This is a genomic window from Leclercia sp. W17 (assembly GCF_003336325.1).
Taxonomy (GTDB): Bacteria; Pseudomonadota; Gammaproteobacteria; order Enterobacterales; family Enterobacteriaceae; genus Enterobacter.
This window is the reverse complement of the sequence record NZ_CP031101.1, coordinates 2109609-2126597: the sequence shown is the minus strand read 5'-3', so window position 1 is coordinate 2126597 and position 16989 is coordinate 2109609. Positions and strand designations below refer to the sequence as shown.

16 protein-coding genes are annotated in these 16989 nt (G+C 53.9%); 5 read left to right on the top strand and 11 right to left on the bottom strand.

Going from position 1 to position 16989, the window contains the following annotated elements:
• Window positions 1-80 precede the first annotated feature (80 nt).
• A complete protein-coding gene (gene pdeR, locus DVA44_RS10505; protein ID WP_114386664.1) occupies window positions 81-2072 on the top strand; it encodes a cyclic di-GMP phosphodiesterase in 1992 nt (663 codons plus the stop codon).
• On the opposite strand, the gene DVA44_RS10500 is transcribed toward pdeR, so the two are convergent.
• On the bottom strand, window positions 2069-2938 hold the full coding sequence (locus DVA44_RS10500; protein ID WP_114386662.1) for a crotonase/enoyl-CoA hydratase family protein: 870 nt from the start codon (window positions 2936-2938) through the stop codon (window positions 2069-2071). The two genes, pdeR and DVA44_RS10500, sit on opposite strands and share 4 nt — an antisense overlap.
• Window positions 2939-3130: 192 nt before the next feature.
• Here DVA44_RS10500 and DVA44_RS10495 point away from each other — a divergent pair, with 192 nt between their 5' ends.
• The 3 genes from DVA44_RS10495 (at window position 3131) to osmB (ending at window position 4618) form a co-directional block, all read left to right on the top strand.
• Window positions 3131-3313, top strand: coding sequence for a hypothetical protein (locus DVA44_RS10495; RefSeq protein ID WP_103822238.1), 183 nt, complete (start codon window positions 3131-3133; stop codon window positions 3311-3313).
• 68 nt (window positions 3314-3381) lie between these two features.
• A complete protein-coding gene (locus DVA44_RS10490) occupies window positions 3382-4137 on the top strand; it encodes a DNA-binding transcriptional regulator YciT (RefSeq protein WP_114386660.1) in 756 nt (251 codons plus the stop codon).
• Between the two features lie 265 nt (window positions 4138-4402).
• Entirely contained in the window at window positions 4403-4618 is a 216-nt protein-coding gene (osmB, locus tag DVA44_RS10485; RefSeq protein ID WP_103179879.1) for an osmotically-inducible lipoprotein OsmB, read from the top strand.
• Window positions 4619-4731: 113 nt separating this feature from the next.
• Here osmB and yciH read toward each other — a convergent pair whose 3' ends face one another.
• The 5 genes from yciH to pgpB form a co-directional block, all read right to left on the bottom strand.
• Window positions 4732-5058: a stress response translation initiation inhibitor YciH gene (gene yciH / locus DVA44_RS10480; protein WP_114386658.1), complete on the bottom strand. Its 327-nt coding sequence runs from the start codon at window positions 5056-5058 to the stop codon at window positions 4732-4734.
• Window positions 5058-5795, bottom strand: a complete 738-nt coding sequence (gene pyrF / locus DVA44_RS10475) for an orotidine-5'-phosphate decarboxylase (RefSeq protein ID WP_114386656.1) — start codon at window positions 5793-5795, stop codon at window positions 5058-5060. Before pyrF ends, yciH begins: the two co-directional genes overlap by 1 nt.
• A 182-nt stretch (window positions 5796-5977) precedes the next feature.
• Window positions 5978-7147, bottom strand: coding sequence for a lipopolysaccharide assembly protein LapB (lapB, locus tag DVA44_RS10470; protein WP_114386654.1), 1170 nt, complete (start codon window positions 7145-7147; stop codon window positions 5978-5980).
• A gap of 6 nt (window positions 7148-7153) precedes the next feature.
• Window positions 7154-7462, bottom strand: coding sequence for a LapA family protein (locus DVA44_RS10465; protein WP_114386652.1), 309 nt, complete (start codon window positions 7460-7462; stop codon window positions 7154-7156).
• 151 nt (window positions 7463-7613) lie between these two features.
• Window positions 7614-8378 (bottom strand): phosphatidylglycerophosphatase B, encoded by a 765-nt coding sequence (pgpB, locus tag DVA44_RS10460; protein WP_114386650.1) that lies wholly within the window; start codon window positions 8376-8378, stop codon window positions 7614-7616.
• 197 nt (window positions 8379-8575) lie between these two features.
• On the opposite strand from pgpB, the gene ribA reads away from it, so the two are divergent.
• Window positions 8576-9166: a GTP cyclohydrolase II gene (gene ribA, locus DVA44_RS10455; protein ID WP_168192025.1), complete on the top strand. Its 591-nt coding sequence runs from the start codon at window positions 8576-8578 to the stop codon at window positions 9164-9166.
• 39 nt (window positions 9167-9205) lie between these two features.
• Here ribA and acnA read toward each other — a convergent pair whose 3' ends face one another.
• The 5 genes from acnA to topA all read right to left on the bottom strand — a co-directional run bounded on the left by acnA (window position 9206) and on the right by topA (window position 16675).
• The gene (acnA, locus tag DVA44_RS10450; protein WP_114386648.1) at window positions 9206-11881 is read right to left on the bottom strand and encodes an aconitate hydratase AcnA; all 2676 of its coding nucleotides are present in this window, start codon (window positions 11879-11881) and stop codon (window positions 9206-9208) included.
• Between the two features lie 163 nt (window positions 11882-12044).
• Window positions 12045-12146, bottom strand: a complete 102-nt coding sequence (gene ymiC, locus DVA44_RS25980; RefSeq protein WP_231604113.1) for a small membrane protein YmiC — start codon at window positions 12144-12146, stop codon at window positions 12045-12047.
• A gap of 298 nt (window positions 12147-12444) precedes the next feature.
• Window positions 12445-12585 carry a YmiA family putative membrane protein gene (locus DVA44_RS10445; protein WP_220436256.1) on the bottom strand — a complete coding sequence of 47 codons (141 nt, stop codon included), beginning with the start codon at window positions 12583-12585 and terminating at the stop codon, window positions 12445-12447.
• 334 nt (window positions 12586-12919) lie between these two features.
• Window positions 12920-13894, bottom strand: a complete 975-nt coding sequence (gene cysB, locus DVA44_RS10440) for an HTH-type transcriptional regulator CysB (protein WP_032611190.1) — start codon at window positions 13892-13894, stop codon at window positions 12920-12922.
• Window positions 13895-14080: 186 nt separating this feature from the next.
• Complete coding sequence (gene topA, locus DVA44_RS10430; protein ID WP_114314733.1) at window positions 14081-16675, bottom strand: type I DNA topoisomerase; 2595 nt, start codon at window positions 16673-16675, stop codon at window positions 14081-14083.
• Between the last annotated feature and the right edge of the window lie 314 nt (window positions 16676-16989).

The window sequence follows — 16989 nt, the reverse complement described above, 5'->3', positions numbered from 1 at the left end:
TCGGGTTTACCGCTATTTAAGTACGGTAAAACCGACTGAAAATGCACAGTGTGTGCAATTGAGTGCGCCTGGGAGAGAGCATGATTGACGATCTGGAGCAAAATTTGCTGTTTCGTTACATGGGCACCCACAGTCCCTGGTGGCGGCTGACGGCGGACAGTAACGCGCTCCATCTTGCGGCCAGCGAAAGCGCCGATACCACACAGGTTGTGGCGCTGAATGACGAGCAGGCCAACAGCATTCGCCAGATGACGGTTATTACCTCCAGCATTACCATGACGCTCTCCCTCTACGGAACCGAGGTGCCAGTGCACCTGGTGGGACGTAAGATCAATAAAAAAGAGTGGACCGGTACCGCCTCCGCCTGGAACGACACCCCTTCCGTCGCCCGCGATCTGGCGCAGGGGTTATCCTTTGCCGAGCAGGTGGTTTCAGAGGCCAACTCGGTCATCGTTATTCTCGACCGGCACGGCAATATTCAACGCTTCAACCGCCTGAGCGAAGAATATACCGGGATGAAAGAGCACGAGGTTATCGGTCAGAACGTCTTTAAACTGTTTATGAGCCGCAGCGAGGCAGCGGCTTCCCGGCGTAATATCAGCGTTTTTTTTCGGGACGGCAGCTCCTATGAAGTGGAACGCTGGATTAAAACCCGTAAAGGGCAGCGTTTGTTTTTATTCCGGAATAAATTCGTGCACAGCGGCAGCGGAAAAAATGAAATATTCCTTATCTGTTCCGGTACGGATATTACTGAAGAACGCCGTGCCCAGGAACGTCTTCGTGTACTTGCCAATACCGACACCATTACTGGCCTGCCAAACCGCAACGCTATCCACGATCTGATCAGCGAAGCGATAGAAACCCGTGGCGATGGTCAGGTGGGCGTGGTCTATCTTGACCTCGATAATTTCAAAAAAGTGAATGATGCCTACGGGCATATGTTTGGCGATCAGCTGCTGCAGGCGGTGGCGCTGGCTATCCTCAGTTGTCTGGAGGACGGGCAGGTCCTTGCGCGTCTGGGTGGCGACGAGTTTATCGTGCTGGCAACCGGTACGTCACAGGGTGCGCTCGAAGCTATGGCTTCGCGGATCCTCACCCGCCTGCGTCAGCCTTTCCGGATTGGTTTAATTGAAGTCTACACCGGCTGTTCGCTGGGGATCTCCCTCGCCCCCCAGCACGGCACCGATCGGGAAAGCGTGATACGCAACGCCGATACCGCCATGTATACCGCGAAAGAGAATGGCCGCGGCAAGTTCTGCGTTTTCTCGCCGGAAATGAATCAGCGCGTTTTTGAATATCTGTGGCTGGACACCAACCTGCGCAAGGCGCTGGACAATGACCAGCTGGTGATCCACTACCAGCCCAAAATTACCTGGCGTGGCGAGGTGAGAACCCTCGAAGCGCTGGTGCGTTGGCAGTCTCCGGAGCGCGGACTGATCCCACCGCTGGAGTTTATCTCCTACGCCGAAGAGTCCGGACTGATTGTTCCGCTCGGGCGTTGGGTAATGCTGGATGTAGTACGCCAGGTGGCCAAATGGCGCGATAAAGGCATCAATTTACGCGTGGCGGTCAACGTTTCGGCCCGCCAGCTGGCAGACCAGACGATTTTCAGCGATCTGAAACAGGCGCTGAAGGATCTCAATTTTGAATACTGCCCTATTGATGTCGAGCTGACCGAAAGCTGTCTGATTGAAAACGAAGAGCTGGCGCTGTCGGTGATCCAGCAGTTCAGCCAGCTGGGGGCGCAGATCCACCTTGATGATTTCGGAACCGGTTATTCCTCGCTGTCGCAACTGGCGCGTTTTCCCATCGATGCCATTAAGCTCGACCAGGCATTTGTCCGGGATATTCACAAGCAGTCGGTGTCGCAATCGCTGGTGCGCGCAATCGTTGCAGTCGCTCAGGCGCTGAATTTACAGGTGATTGCCGAAGGGGTCGAGAGTGCGAAAGAAGACGCCTTTCTGACGAAGAACGGCGTCAATGAACGACAGGGATTTCTGTTTGCTAAACCCATGCCCGCTGTCGCTTTCGAGCGATGGTTTAAACGTTATCAGTCACGGAATGCGCGCTAGCTGGCTTTACGCAGCCCCGATGCCGTGTGGCGGTCCTGCAACAGCACCAGCCGCTGCATATAGGCCACGTCCTTAGGTTGCAGGCAGAATGCGGCGTCTACCCAATCTTCCGTGATGTCCATCAGCTCACTGCGCGGCAGCTGCAATACCCGCTGGCGGGCGCGCAGCATCGCTCTGACGCTATTCATCTTGGGTTGTAACGTGTCGATGAAGGTCCGCGTCGCCACGTAGCCCTGACCGGGTTCGAACAGCACATCCACCAGACCCTGCTGCTCATACCATTCCGCAGTGTGCGACTCCCCTTTATAGATCAGCTCTTCTGCCAGTTTCATACCAGAGCGGCGGGCGACAAGCGAGTAGCCTCCCATCCCGGGGAACAGGTTAAAGGCGATTTCAGGAAACCCTAAGCGGGCATCCCGTTGCGCCAGTAAAAAGTGGTGCGCGAGCGCCGCTTCAAAGCCACCCCCAAGGGCACTGCCCTCTACCATCGACAGGGTGATCGCCCCGGTATCAAATCCCCGCGATGCGGCGTGGACACAGTCCACGCAGGCGCGGGCATAGGCCCGAAGCGCTTCCCGACGACCGTTCTCAATGCACTCGACAAAGAAGCGTAAATCGCCACCCGTATTATACATATCGGGCACTAGCGAACCGGTCACCCAGAAATCAACCTCAAACCCGGACTGCCGTACCAGCCACGACAGGTTCATAATCTCCTCTATAAGCGCATGATTGAAGCAGGGACGCGGCTGGGCCCGTAACATCATCCACACGGTACGTCTCTCCTCCTCGTAATAGCCGGCGAGCTGGGTGAATCGTGCAGAATCAGTGAACAGTTTACAGGTAGCCTGATTGATAATTGTCATAGTCTAATTCCTCATAGAAAAAAGCGCCTTGCGCGCAGAGTTAGACTAATCCACTACAAAATTCCTACGTATAAAGAAGCATCAAAATATCACTACCATTAATGGGCTTTCGTTAGCTCACTTTTTCCCTTCTCTTTTGCCTTCAATTTCTGCATCATTGAATTTATTCACTTTTCATTTAGGGATGAGATTATGTCTGATATCGATGCACTGAAAGTGGCGCAACGTATTGATACTGTGCTGGATATTCTGGTCGCAGGCGATGTGAACTCTGCTCTTCGTAATCTCGAGATATTAAAATCAGAATTACTGACCCTGGCGGGCGAGCAGAAAAACCCGGGTGCAGTGTCGCCTAAATCCCCATGGGAAGTTTAAGGCTCGATCCACCTCTCGTGTTTAAGTCAGTTTTCAACTAACGGCCATGCCGTTTTAATATGGATGCTATGAACTCCCGACAACAAATAATATTACAGATGGTGATCGACACAGGGCGAGTGAGTGTCGTTGATCTGGCAAAAGCAACCGGCGTGTCAGAAGTCACCATCCGCCAGGATCTCAATCTTCTGGAAAAAATGAGCTACCTCCGTCGCGCGCACGGTTACGCCGTCCCGCTGGACAGCGAAGATGTTGAAACGCGCATGATGAACAACTATGCGCTGAAACGCGAGCTGGCGGAGTTTGCGGCATCGCTGGTGAATAATGGCGAAACGGTGTTTATCGAGAACGGTAGCTGCAATGCCCTGCTCGCACGCACGCTGGCCGACCAGAAAGAAGAGGTTACCATCGTGACGGTGAGCAGCTATATAGCGCATCTTCTGAAGGAGACGCGCAGCGAAGTGATTTTGCTCGGCGGCATTTACCAGAAAAAAAGCGAAAGCATGGTTGGCCCGCTTACGCGTCAGTATGTGCAGCAGGTCCATTTCAACAAGGCATTTATCGGCATTGATGGCTGGTTGCCTGATACCGGCTTTACCGGACGGGACATGATGCGCTCGGATGTGGTAAACGCGGTGCTGGAGAAAGGCGGCGAAACCATTGTGCTCACCGACAGCTCTAAATTCGGCGCGGTTCACCCTTATACAATGGGCCCGGTCTCCCGCTTTAGCCGGGTGATTACCGACGAGGGCATTAAACAAGCCCATGTCGCCACTCTGCAGCAAGACGGCTTAACCGTCGATATCGTTAAAAAACCCGCCTGACCCTACTCTAACGCCCGAATATCGGGCGTCATTTTTCTGCCCCTTCGCTCTGAGACTTTTCTGACCCCCCGTTTAAGACTATTTACCTGTCGGATCAGTAATAAAGACGTAAAATTATTGTTAGCGATATAACAGGAAGTAACTATCACCTGCGTGATCTTGTAACGCCTGCGCAATCAAGTTTCATGGAATAACGCGCTTGAGGGGATTCATAGCCATTTAAGCGAAATGATTTCCGTGGATCAATACTTCAGGAGAATGAATTATGACCTTTAACAGCAAAAAATTATCCGCTGCTATGCTGGCCGTTACGCTGGCATTATCCCTGAGCGCGTGCTCCGGCATGAGCAGACAAGACCGTAATACCGCGATTGGTGCGGGTGCTGGCGCAATCGGTGGTTCCGTCTTAACTGACGGTAGCACGCTGGGTACCCTGGGTGGTGCTGCAGTGGGTGGGATCATCGGTCACCAGGTTAAATAACCTACCGATTGCCACCGCAGTCATTTGATAACGCTCTGTTGTTTCTGGCGCTATCTCAAAATAAAAACAGTAAGCCACGGTTTCGACCGTGGCTTATTTGTTTTGACGGTGCGTTAACCGCCCGCTAATTTCACTTTCATCCCTTTGGCCTCCAGCAGGGATTTAATAAGATCCCGTTTGTCGCCCTGAATCTCAATAATGCCATCTTTAACTGACCCGCCGCATCCGCACTTTTTCTTCAATTCTGCGGCAATCTGCGCCAGAGTGGCATCGTCGGCATCAATTCCGGTGATCAGCGATACGCCCTTCCCTTTACGTCCGCTGGTCTGGCGTTGAATCCGTACAATGCCATCACCTTTTGGTCGCTCAGCGATCTCTTTTGGCTCATCAATGCGCCCGGTTTCTGTCGAATAGACCAGGCGGCTGTTAGTGTCGCGCATTACGCCCCCTTCTGAAGTGATGCGTTAATAGCTTTCAGGGTTTGTGCCGGATCGGCTGACTGGGTGACCGGCCGACCAATAACCATATAGTCCACGCCCGCCGCCAGCGCCTGTTCCGGGGTCATAATGCGGCGCTGATCGCCTGCATCGCTCCCCTGGGGACGGATGCCCGGCGTGACCAGCTTGAAATCCTGTCCGATAACACTTTTGAAGCGAACGGCTTCCTGAGCAGAGCAGACGACGCCATCAAGGCCGCAGGAGTGCGTCAGGCGAGCCAGACGTTCGGCATGCTCTGCCGGTGACAACGTCACGCCAAGGTCCAGCAGATCGCTGGCTTCCATGCTGGTCAGCACGGTAACGGCAATCAGCAATGGGGCATCTTTACCAAAGGGTAACAGCGCTTCGCGAGCGGCGGTCATCATACGCGCCCCGCCGGAGGCGTGAACGTTCACCATCCAGACTCCAAGCTCAGCCGCTGCGGCTACCGCATGGGCCGTGGTGTTAGGAATATCGTGGAATTTCAGATCCAGAAAAACATCAAATCCGCGCTGCTGCATATCCCGAACAATTTGTGGTCCAAAAAGCGTGAACATCTCTTTACCGATTTTCAGGCGGCAGTCTTGCGGATCAATACGATCAACGAACGCCAGGGCATTGTCGCGATTGTTGTAATCCAGAGCGACAACAACAGGAGATGCAGTAACTACGCGGGAGGAAGATGAAGCTACAGACGTCATGACCGGACCTTCTCGTCGATGGGCGCCGCATCGGCGCGGGAATGTTAAACGGCGAGCATTCTACCTGCGCACCACAAAAATTAACAGGTTACATTTTTATTCCTGCCAGACCACAGCGCGCACGGACCCATTGTGTCAAACCTTAATTAGTATGTTGTAACTAAAATAAGGCTTTTTAAAAATTACTGCCCATCGAGGCCGCGAATTGGCTTAATGGTGGACCAGGCGCGGCATGACGGACAGTGCCAGTACAGGGTATAGGCCGTAAAACCACACTTCTGGCAGCGGTAGCGCGGCTTGCTGCGCACCTGTTCGCCTACCATGTCCCGCAGCACCATCAGGCTCTCTTTGGCGCGCCCCTCTTCCGCATCGTTCAGGTGATAATCCATCAGCTTATGGAAGACACGCATGGTGGGATGGCGCTGCAGCTGACGGGTAATGTAGACCTGCGCCGTATCACTGCCTTCGTGTTCCTGAACCACATCCGCCAGCATCAGCTCCGCTGTCGCCCCGGTGTTCTCTTCCACGCAACGGCGCAGGAAAGCCACCCACTCTGAGGTCATGTCCAGCTGCTGATAGCAGGTTTGCAACATCTCCAGGGTTTCGCTGACCAGCTCTTTATCCTGATCGATAACCCGGAGCAGGCTCTCCACCGCCTTCTGGTAATCCCCTTTCGCCATATAGACGCGCCCCATCATGATGGAGACGCGCGCGCTGCTGCGATCCGCGGCGGCGCCCTTGCGAAGAAGCGCCATGGCTTTGTCCATATCTTCGCTGCCCATCTGCTGCAGGGCGAGTTCGCAGTAGAAGTGGCCAATTTCAACGCGCTGTTTATCTTTACCAAGCTTCACCAGACGTTCAGCAACGTCGATCGCTTTCTGCCATTCACTGGTGGCCTGATAAATCTGCAGCAACTGCTGCAGGGCGCTGATGCGAAAATCGGTTTCATCCACCAGCTGCTTGAACATCTCTTCGGCGCGATCGTAGAGACCGGCCGCCATATAGTCACGGCCCAGCTGTTGTACCGCCAGCAAACGCTGCTCATAGGTTAATGAGGCGCTCTCCATTAAGGTCTGGTGGATGCGGATGGCGCGGTCGACTTCACCGCGGGAGCGGAACAAATTACCGAGCGTAAGGTGGGCTTCAACGGTCCCGGTATCCTCTTTTAACATCTCAAGGAACAGATCGACCGCTTTATCCTGTTGGTTGCTCAGAAGGAAGTTAACCCCGGCGACGTAGTCGCGTGAAAGACGGTTCGCCTCATCCTGCTTTGTTTGTTGCGCACTTCTGCGGCCCATATACCAGCCATAGGCTGCGGCTACAGGCAAAAGCAGAAACAACAACTCCAGCATCTTAGATTATTCCTTCGCTACCGGCACACCTGAACTTACCGGAAAGTCGGCCGGAGGCGCAATTTGGTTTTCAAGACGTTTAATTTTTCGTTCCGCCCGGGCGAGTGATACCCGAACTTTAAGCCAGAACAGACCGCAAATCAGCCAGCCGATAACAAACCCTGCAGCAAACAGAACCGCCAGGAGGCTGGATATCCGATATTCGCCTTGCGCCAGCAGATAATTAAACGTTACCTGTTGATCGTTTTGCGCACCCAATGTGACGGAAATGACAAAAATCGCCAACACCAGTAAGAAAATGAGTAAATATTTCACATTACTTCCCGTTATGTGGTTTAAGCGAATAAAGAGCGTTCACCATAGCGTAACCAGCCTTATAAACTACCATTTTCAGGACGGGCGCGAAACGGAAAAAGCGTCGCGCCACGTTCTGATCTGCGGCTTAATATAATAATTTCAACCTCAGTCAGCTTTCTTGCTCTCTGTCGGCAATTTCCCGCTTCTCTTCTACCGGCGGCGTGAGCGGACCGCAGACGCGCTGGGCAAGCCAGGTGGCACAGGTAATCAGCAGCCACGACATCAGGGTGGCTACCACCAGGTCCCGCGGCCAGTGCATACCGAGCAGCAGGCGGCTTCCCATCACGCCCGTCGCCCAGACCAGCAGAACGGCGATGGTCAACGTGCGTCGACGCGGCCACAGCAGCCCTACCCCCAGCAACGCCCAACTTGCGGCGAACATGGTGTGTCCGGACGGAAAGGCAAATCCGGTCTCTTTTTGCCAGTGCTTGCGTAAGAATGTCGGGACAGACTGTTGTTCACTAAGCTGTTCTTTCACCAACTCACCGCGTTCCTTACGCTTTAAATTGTAGAAGTCGTCGACCGGAACATGGTGAGTTTTTTCCAGCCAGACGACAAATGGACGCGGCTCCTGAACCCGATCTTTCACCCAGGATTTGAGCCCCTGGCCGATCAGGATCACGCCGGCGAGAATGGCAAACAGCATAATGGCGGCCCGCAAACGAAAACGCAGGCACCACAAAAACCAGCCGCACAATAGCGTATGCGTAATAATGCCCCAGGGTTGAGTAACCGTCTCGGTTACCCAGAACAGCGCCTTCAACCATGCGCTGTTCGTACCAGGCTGCCACTCCCAGCCTGATATCCACACCGCCACAGGCATTACAAGCAATATCCCTGCACCAACCGCCGTACGGCGGGCTATTGAAAGCATGTCGTCTCCTTTTTTCGATAAGCCTCACAATCATAACCGAAAAATCAGAGCTGCGTAAAAATGTCGGATTGTGCGTTTAACGTTCGTTAAGCCGGCAGTGATTAGGTGAACCCGTGCAGCTTGTGGCAAAATAAGAACATACCGACAGCCAAACAGGCAACAGACACAAGGCGTGTCAGCATTTTCTGGAGAATCACATGCAGCTTAAACGTGTGGCAGAAGCCAATCTGCCAACCCCATGGGGCGATTTCCTGATGGTGGGCTTTGAAGAACTGGCAACCGGGCAGGATCATGTCGCGTTAGTCTTCGGCGATACGTCCGGGCAGACGCCGGTTCTGGCTCGCGTTCATTCCGAGTGTCTCACGGGTGATGCCCTGTTTAGCCTGCGCTGCGATTGTGGTTTTCAACTTGAAGCTGCCCTGTCGCGCATCGCCGAAGAGGGCCGCGGCATTCTGCTGTATCACCGTCAGGAGGGCCGCAACATCGGTCTGCTGAATAAGATCCGCGCCTATGCGTTGCAGGATCAAGGCTACGATACCGTTGAAGCTAATCACCAGTTGGGCTTTGCTGCCGATGAACGTGATTTCACCCTGTGCGCGGATATGTTCAAGCTGCTGGGCGTCGATGAAGTACGTCTGCTAACCAATAACCCGCGTAAGGTGGAGATCCTGACCGAAGCCGGGATCAATATCGTTGAACGTGTGCCGCTGATTGTGGGGCGTAACCCGAAAAACGAACACTATCTGGATACCAAAGCGGCCAAGCTAGGTCATCTGCTTAACAAGTAAAAACAACAGCCCGGCAATTTATGCCGGGCTGATTTTCTTTTAGTTCAGCATATTACGAATGACATAGTGCAATATGCCGTCGTTCTGGTAGTAGGTGAGCTCCGTCGCAGTATCAATACGACAGCGGCAGTTCACCACCTCGGTTTGCCCATCGGCACGCGTCAGTTTGACCGGCACGGTGGCGCCAGGCGTCAGGTTCTGCAGATCCGCAATGTCAATGCGCTCCTCACCCGTCAGCCCCAGCGTTTTACGCGATACCCCCTGCGGGAACTCCAGGGGTAAAATCCCCATCCCGATCAGGTTTGAACGGTGGATACGCTCAAACGATTCGGCGATAACGACGCGAACACCAAGCAATCTGGGTCCTTTTGCTGCCCAGTCGCGGCTTGAGCCGGAGCCGTACTCTTTCCCGGCTATCACCGCCAGAGGCGTGCCCTCCTGCTGATATTTCATCGCCGCATCATAGATTGAGATCACTTCGGTTCCGGGCAGATGGCGCGTCATTCCGCCTTCCACGCCAGGCACCATCTCGTTGCGGATACGAATATTGGCGAAGGTGCCACGCATCATCACTTCATGGTTGCCGCGACGCGAACCGTAGGAGTTGAAGTCACGCCGCTCTACGCCACGACTCTGGAGATAACGCCCTGCCGGGCTATCCGCCTTGATACTGCCTGCCGGGGAGATATGGTCGGTGGTCACCGAATCACCGAGGATGGCCAGTACGCGCGCACCGTGGATATCTTCCAGCGGTTTGGGTTCCGCCAGCATCTCGTCAAAGAAAGGCGACAGACGGATGTAGGTGGAGTCATCCTGCCAGCTGTAGGTATCTGAACGCGCCACCTCAATGGTTTTCCACTCAGGCGTGCCTTCAAACACTTCGGCGTACTCTTTGCGGAACATGTCGGTGGACACTTTTTCAACCGCAAGAGCAATTTCCTGTGCCGACGGCCAGATATCTTTCAGATAAACCGGATCCCCTTTGCGATCGTATCCCAGCGGATCGGTTGCCAGATTGATATTCATATTGCCCGCCAGGGCATAAGCCACCACCAGCGGCGGAGAGGCCAGCCAGTTGGTTTTAATCAGCGGATGGATACGACCTTCAAAGTTACGGTTGCCCGAGAGCACCGCCCCTACCGTCAAATCGCCCTGCTTGATTGCTGTCTCGATAGGTTCCGGCAGCGGCCCGGAGTTACCGATACAGGTGGTACACCCGTACCCTACCAGGTTAAAGCCCAGCTCATCGAGATATGGCGTCAGGCGGGCCTGCGCCAGGTAATCGGAGACCACTTTCGAGCCAGGTGCCAGCGAGGCTTTGACCCACGGCTGGCGTTTCAGGCCGAGGGTAACGGCTTTTTTCGCCAGCAGTCCCGCCGCCATCAGCACGCTGGGGTTCGAGGTGTTGGTGCAGGAGGTGATAGCCGCGATCGCAACCGCGCCGTCCGGAAGCTGGTACTGCTGGCCGTTCATGACGTAATCAATAGGACGGCGATCCTTCTGTGCGGTGTTGACCTCCAGTTCAGTGCTGGCGGCAAACGCCTTAGGCACATCCGGCAAAGCCACCCGGTCCTGGGGACGTTTCGGCCCGGCGACGCTGGCTTCAACCTCGCCCATATCCAGCGCCAGGGTGCTAGTGAACACCGGTTCATCGCCCGGATTACGCCACATCCCCTGTGCTTTAGCGTAGGCTTCCACCAGCGCGACCTGCTCGCTGCTGCGCCCGCTGAGGCGCATATACTCCAGCGTCACGCCGTCAATGGGGAAGAAACCGCAGGTCGCGCCATATTCAGGCGCCATATTGGCGATAGTGGCCCGGTCTGCCAGCGGCAGAGAGTCGAGGCCGTCACCATAGAATTCTACAAATTTACCCACCACACCGTGCTTACGCAGCATCTGGGTGACGGTGAGCACCAGGTCGGTGGCGGTGATGCCCTCGCGCAACTTGCCGGTCAGCTTAAAACCGACCACATCCGGGATCAGCATCGAGACCGGCTGGCCGAGCATGGCGGCCTCGGCTTCGATCCCCCCTACCCCCCAGCCCAGCACGCCGAGGCCGTTGATCATGGTGGTGTGGGAGTCCGTGCCGACCAGCGTATCCGGGTAGGCCACCCACTCCTTATCCTGCAGTTCACTCCACACCGCTTTGCCGAGATACTCCAGATTGACCTGGTGGCAGATACCGGTGCCAGGTGGGACGACGCTGAAGCGACTGAACGCCTGCTGGCCCCACTTCAGAAACACATAACGTTCGTGGTTACGCTCCATCTCCAGACGCACGTTCTCTTCAAACGCATCATCATCGCCAAAATGGTCCACGGTCACCGAGTGGTCAATAACCAGGTCAACCGGGGAGAGCGGGTTCACTTTTGCGGTATCGCCCCCCAGGCGTTTTACCGCTTCACGCATTGCCGCCAGATCAACCACCGCCGGGACGCCGGTGAAATCCTGCATCAGCACCCTGGCCGGACGATAGGCGATCTCCCGGTCGGCGTGGGCGTTCTGCAACCATCCGGCCAGGGCGTGAATATCCTCAGCCGTAACGGAGAGGTCATCCTGCCAGCGCAGGAGGTTTTCCAGTAACACTTTAAGTGACTTGGGTAAGCGCGCAATATCCCCAAGTTCCTTTGCGGCCAGTGGCAGGCTGTAGTAGTGATAGGTTTTGTTCTCAGCCTGCAATGTGTCCTTACTGGCTTCGCGTAGGGTTAACGACATAAGCTCCTCCTTAATTACCGGGATTGCGATGCCCTGACTTTTATCAGGGCCGTAATTAAAGATAACACATCATCATCGTAACGATTTGATAACAACTCAAATGGACAAATTCAGTGTGTAAAGAAGGCATAAAAAAGCCCCGCGGGCGCGAGGCTTTCATCGTTCAGTGTAGGGTGAGCCAGATTAGCTGGCACCAGAAGAGGATCGAGAGGGAAAAGGCGGCCATCCACGACCAGTATTTAGCTCCGGATATATTATTCATCATTGCGGCACCACGCTTTATTAATTTATTGCTCGCTGAGTTTGTCTCAGTTCGGTATTGCTGATGTGTATTTATTAAAGAGTACAAAAGCGCATCGGATTATTATCGCTCAGCGCTGATAATAAGAATTATTGTTTTTTGTCTTCGTCTTCTGCGAAGAGATCAATGAAGGCTTGTTGTACAGGCGACAGCTTCCAGGATGCCGGGACGTTATCTGCAGATCCATTACGGACTTTGCGACGCGTGTCACGCTGCTGACATACAGTCTTCACTGCTTCACTACGCCCCTGAACCGCCATGCTTAACCCCAGAATTTCCAGATAAGTAAAGCCACCACTACCCAAAACAGGGTGGAACCGAGAAACACCGCCAGCCAGGCTTTGCGCTTAAGTCCTGGGTCCCTTTGCGGCTCGTGACGTCCTGACGGCATTGCTAACCCCATACAATCGATTTCGCTTATCATTTGAATACCAAACAATTGCTATAAGTAATCGTAGTTGAGATAAATCCTAAAGAAACTTTAGTCGAAGATCCAGTGAATTTACGAATCGTCTGGTGTGAAATAGTTAATCTTTTGAGCGGAAATATATAAATGAAACGTGGGATTTGCATAGCGGCAAAATATTTTCTATTTTTGTCACATTTTTACAACTGACTCATTAAAAAACGCCGTAACGTTATGGTTATTGTGAGAAATGAAAGCAGATCGGAGGGATTTAATTCAGGTCTTAAGAGAAATAACGGTATCTCTCCCGAAGGAAAGATACCGGAGGTTATTATTTTTCTGGCAGCTTGATATCTTTGAACATCGCTTCGATATCTTCGTTAGAGCGCAGCGCCACCGCCGTATCCACCACGTCACGGGTCAGATGTGGCGCAAATCGTTGAATAAAATCATACATATAACTACGCAGGAAGGTGCTACGGCGGAAACCAATTTTGGTCGTGCTGTGGCCGAATACGCCCTGGGTATCCAGACGCACTAAATCCGGATCGGCAACAGGATCCACCGCCATGCTGGCAATAACCCCGACGCCAAGACCCAGCCGCACGTAGGTTTTGATGACATCGGCATCGGTGGCGGTAAAGACGATCCGCGGCGTAAGCCCCGCGCGATTAAAGGCGGTATCGAGTTCCGAGCGGCCCGTAAAGCCGAAGGTGTATGTCACCAGCGGGTACTGCGCCAGCTCTTCAATGGACACCGACGTTTTTGCCGCCAGCGGATGTTCCGGCGTCACCACAATCGAACGGTTCCAGTGATAGCACGGCAGCATCACCAGATCGTCATACAGGTGCAGCGCTTCGGTGGCGATGGCAAAGTCCGCATTACCCTTGGAGACCGCTTCGGCAATTTGCGTCGGCGAGCCCTGATGCATATGCAACGAGACGCGAGGATAGCGCTCGATAAAGCCTTTGATCACCCCTGGCAACGCGTAGCGCGCCTGTGTGTGGGTGGTGGCGATATATAACGAGCCTTTATCCGGCCAGGTGTGCTCTCCGGCAACGGATTTAATGGCATCGACCTTCGACAGCACTTCGCGGGCGATGCGGATAATCTCCTGACCTGCTGGCGTCACCTGGGTAAGGTGCTTGCCACTGCGGGCGAAAATCTGGATCCCCAGCTCATCTTCGAGCATGCGTACCTGCTTACTGATGCCGGGTTGCGAAGTGTAAAGACCTTCTGCGGTGGAGGAGACGTTAAGGTTGTGGTTGACCACCTCAACGATATAGCGGAGCTGCTGTAGTTTCATGCCAGACCATCCGATTTAGCGCACACGGGCAATCGCTTAAGACGATTTGATAATAAAGAAAGGGTTAACTATAACCACTATATCACTTATATCTTTGCTGTATAGCCCGGAACAAAAAATAATAACCCGGCAATAAAAAAGGGCCGGAATACCGGCCCTTTTGAGGTAACTTAGCGTAAATTAAGGCTATTTCTTGCCTTCAACCCATTTGCCGTCAACATAAAATGCTGACCAGCCGGTGGCTTTACCCTCTTTCTCAGCAGCGACATATTGCTGCTTGGTTTTACGGCTAAAACGCACAACGGTCTTATTACCTTCTGCATCCTGCTGCGGTGCATCGGCCAGATAACGCAGTTTTTCTGGCAGGCGATCGCGGAAGCGGTAAAGCTCTTCAACCAGCGGCGCACGCGTTTCACGCGATTTCGGGAAGGTGTTCGCCGCCAGGAAGACGCCCGCAGCACCGTCACGCAGTACAAAGTACGCATCGGATTTTTCACACGGCAGCTCCGGCAACGGCACCGGATCTTCCTTCGGCGGTGCCACTTCACCGTTACGCAGGATCTTACGCGTGTTTTTGCAGTCGTCATTGGTGCAGGCCATGTACTTACCAAAACGCCCCATTTTCAGGTGCATTTCAGAACCACACTTCTCGCATTCCACAATCGGACCGTCATAACCCTTGATGCGGAACTCACCCTCTTCAATCTCGTAACCGTCGCAGGTCGGGTTGTTACCACAGACATGCAGCTTACGTTTCGGATCGATGAGGTAGCTGTCCATCGCTGTGCCGCACTTATTGCAGCGGCGTTTGGCGCGTAATGCGTTGGTTTCCGCATCGTCGCCTTCCAGCACGTTCAGCACTTCGTTTTCCGGCACCAGGTTGATGGTGGTTTTGCAGCGCTCCTTCGGGGACAACGCATAGCCTGAGCAGCCGAGGAAGACACCGGTCGTGGCGGTACGAATCCCCATCTTACGGCCGCAGGTCGGACAGTCGATGCTGGTCAGCACCATCTGGTTCGGCTGCATACCGCCTTCTTCCGGGTCTTTTTCCGCTTTATCCAGCTGCTTGGTGAAGTCGCTGAAGAAGCTGTCCAGCACCTTCTTCCACTCGGCTTCATGGTTAGCCACCTGGTCCAGGCTATTTTCCATCTGCGCGGTAAAATCGTAGTTCATCAGCTCGCGGAAGTTATCTTCCAGGCGATCGGTGACAATTTCACCCATTTTCTCCGCATAGAAACGGCGGTTTTCCGCGCGCACATAGCCACGATCCTGAATGGTCGAGATGATCGACGCATAGGTCGACGGACGACCGATACCACGTTTTTCCAGCTCTTTCACCAGCGAGGCTTCGCTGAAGCGTGCCGGCGGCTTGGTAAAGTGCTGGGCCGGGGTCAGTTCAACCAGGGTAAGTTCATCCCCGGCGTTGACCGCTGGCAGGGTTTTATCTTCATCACCCTTACGCAGCGCAGGCATCACTTTGGTCCAGCCATCGAAACGCAGGATACGGCCACGCGCCTTGAGGCGGAAATCGCCCGCGCCGACGGTCAGCGTGGTGGAGTCATACTGCGCAGGGGTCATCTGACAGGCAACAAACTGGCGCCAGATCAGCTGATACAGTTTTTGCGCATCGGCTTCCATATCCTTAAGGGATTCCGCCAGCACAGAGACGTCAGAAGGACGAATCGCTTCGTGCGCTTCCTGGGAGTTCTCTTTGCTGTTGTACTGATTGGCGCTTTCCGGCAGGTATTTCTTACCAAAATTGTCGCCAATGTAATCACGCACCATGTTGACGGCGTCCTGGCTCAGGTTGGTAGAGTCAGTACGCATATAGGTGATGTGACCCGCTTCATACAGACGCTGCGCCATCATCATGGTTTTTTTCACGCCATAGCCCAGACGGGTGCTGGCCGCCTGCTGCAATGTGGAGGTGATAAACGGTGCGCCAGGTTTGCTGCTGGTCGGTTTGTCTTCACGATCCAGTACCTGATAGCGCGCTTTTTCCAGCAGCGCTACCGCGGCCATGGTCTGTTCGCGATTTTCAGGACGGAACGGCTTATCGTTCTGGTGCGAAACTTCCAGCGGCAAGGTGTCGCCGCCCGGCGTGGTCACGCTGGCGTCAACTTCCCAGAACTCTTCTGGCACGAACGCTTTGATTTCGCGTTCCCGTTCAACCACCAGACGCACGGCAACAGACTGTACGCGGCCTGCGGAAAGTCCACGCGCAATCTTTTTCCACAGCAGTGGAGAAACCATGTAACCCACGACGCGGTCCATAAAGCGGCGTGCCTGCTGAGCGTTGACGCGGTCGATATTCAGCTCACCCGGCTTTTCAAACGCCTGGCGGATCGCGTTTTTTGTAATTTCGTTAAACACTACGCGGCTATAGCGTGTGTCATCGCCCCCGATCACCTCCCGCAGATGCCATGCAATGGCCTCCCCTTCGCGGTCAAGGTCGGTTGCGAGATAGATGTGGTCGGCTTTTTCCGCCAGCTGTTTCAGCTCGGAGACGACTTTCTCTTTACCCGGCAGTACTTCGTACTGTGCCTGCCAGTTATCCCATGGGTTAACTCCCATGCGATTTACGAGCGCGCTACGTTCATCCTTTTTAGGCTTTTTGGCCCCTTTGGTGGAGGTAGAGTCGGCGCTCTTCTTGGCTGAGCCACTGGTCGGCAGATCGCGGATATGACCGACGCTGGACTTAACCACGTAGTCACTACCCAAATACTTATTGATCGTTTTGGCTTTTGCCGGGGACTCAACGATAACGAGAGCTTTACCCATATTCACCTTTACCTAATTTGTTTCTTCCAGGAATACGTCGCGTGAGTTCACCTTCCACTGGCGACGAGACATTTATATAACGACGCCACGAGTGGATATCAACCCCGTTTGCCGTTCAGTCATAAAATCGACATCACATAAGCAGTTGAGTTGACGCGATTTTTCTCGCTCCAGTATAACCACACGACGAGATTTAGGTCGAATGTCAAGCAAATCTGTTGCCAGAATGACGAAAGCGCACACTCTACCTGATAAAATCCGTTACGCAACTTTATTAGCATGCAAAAGCAAATCACGCCAGCGCTGTACCTCTT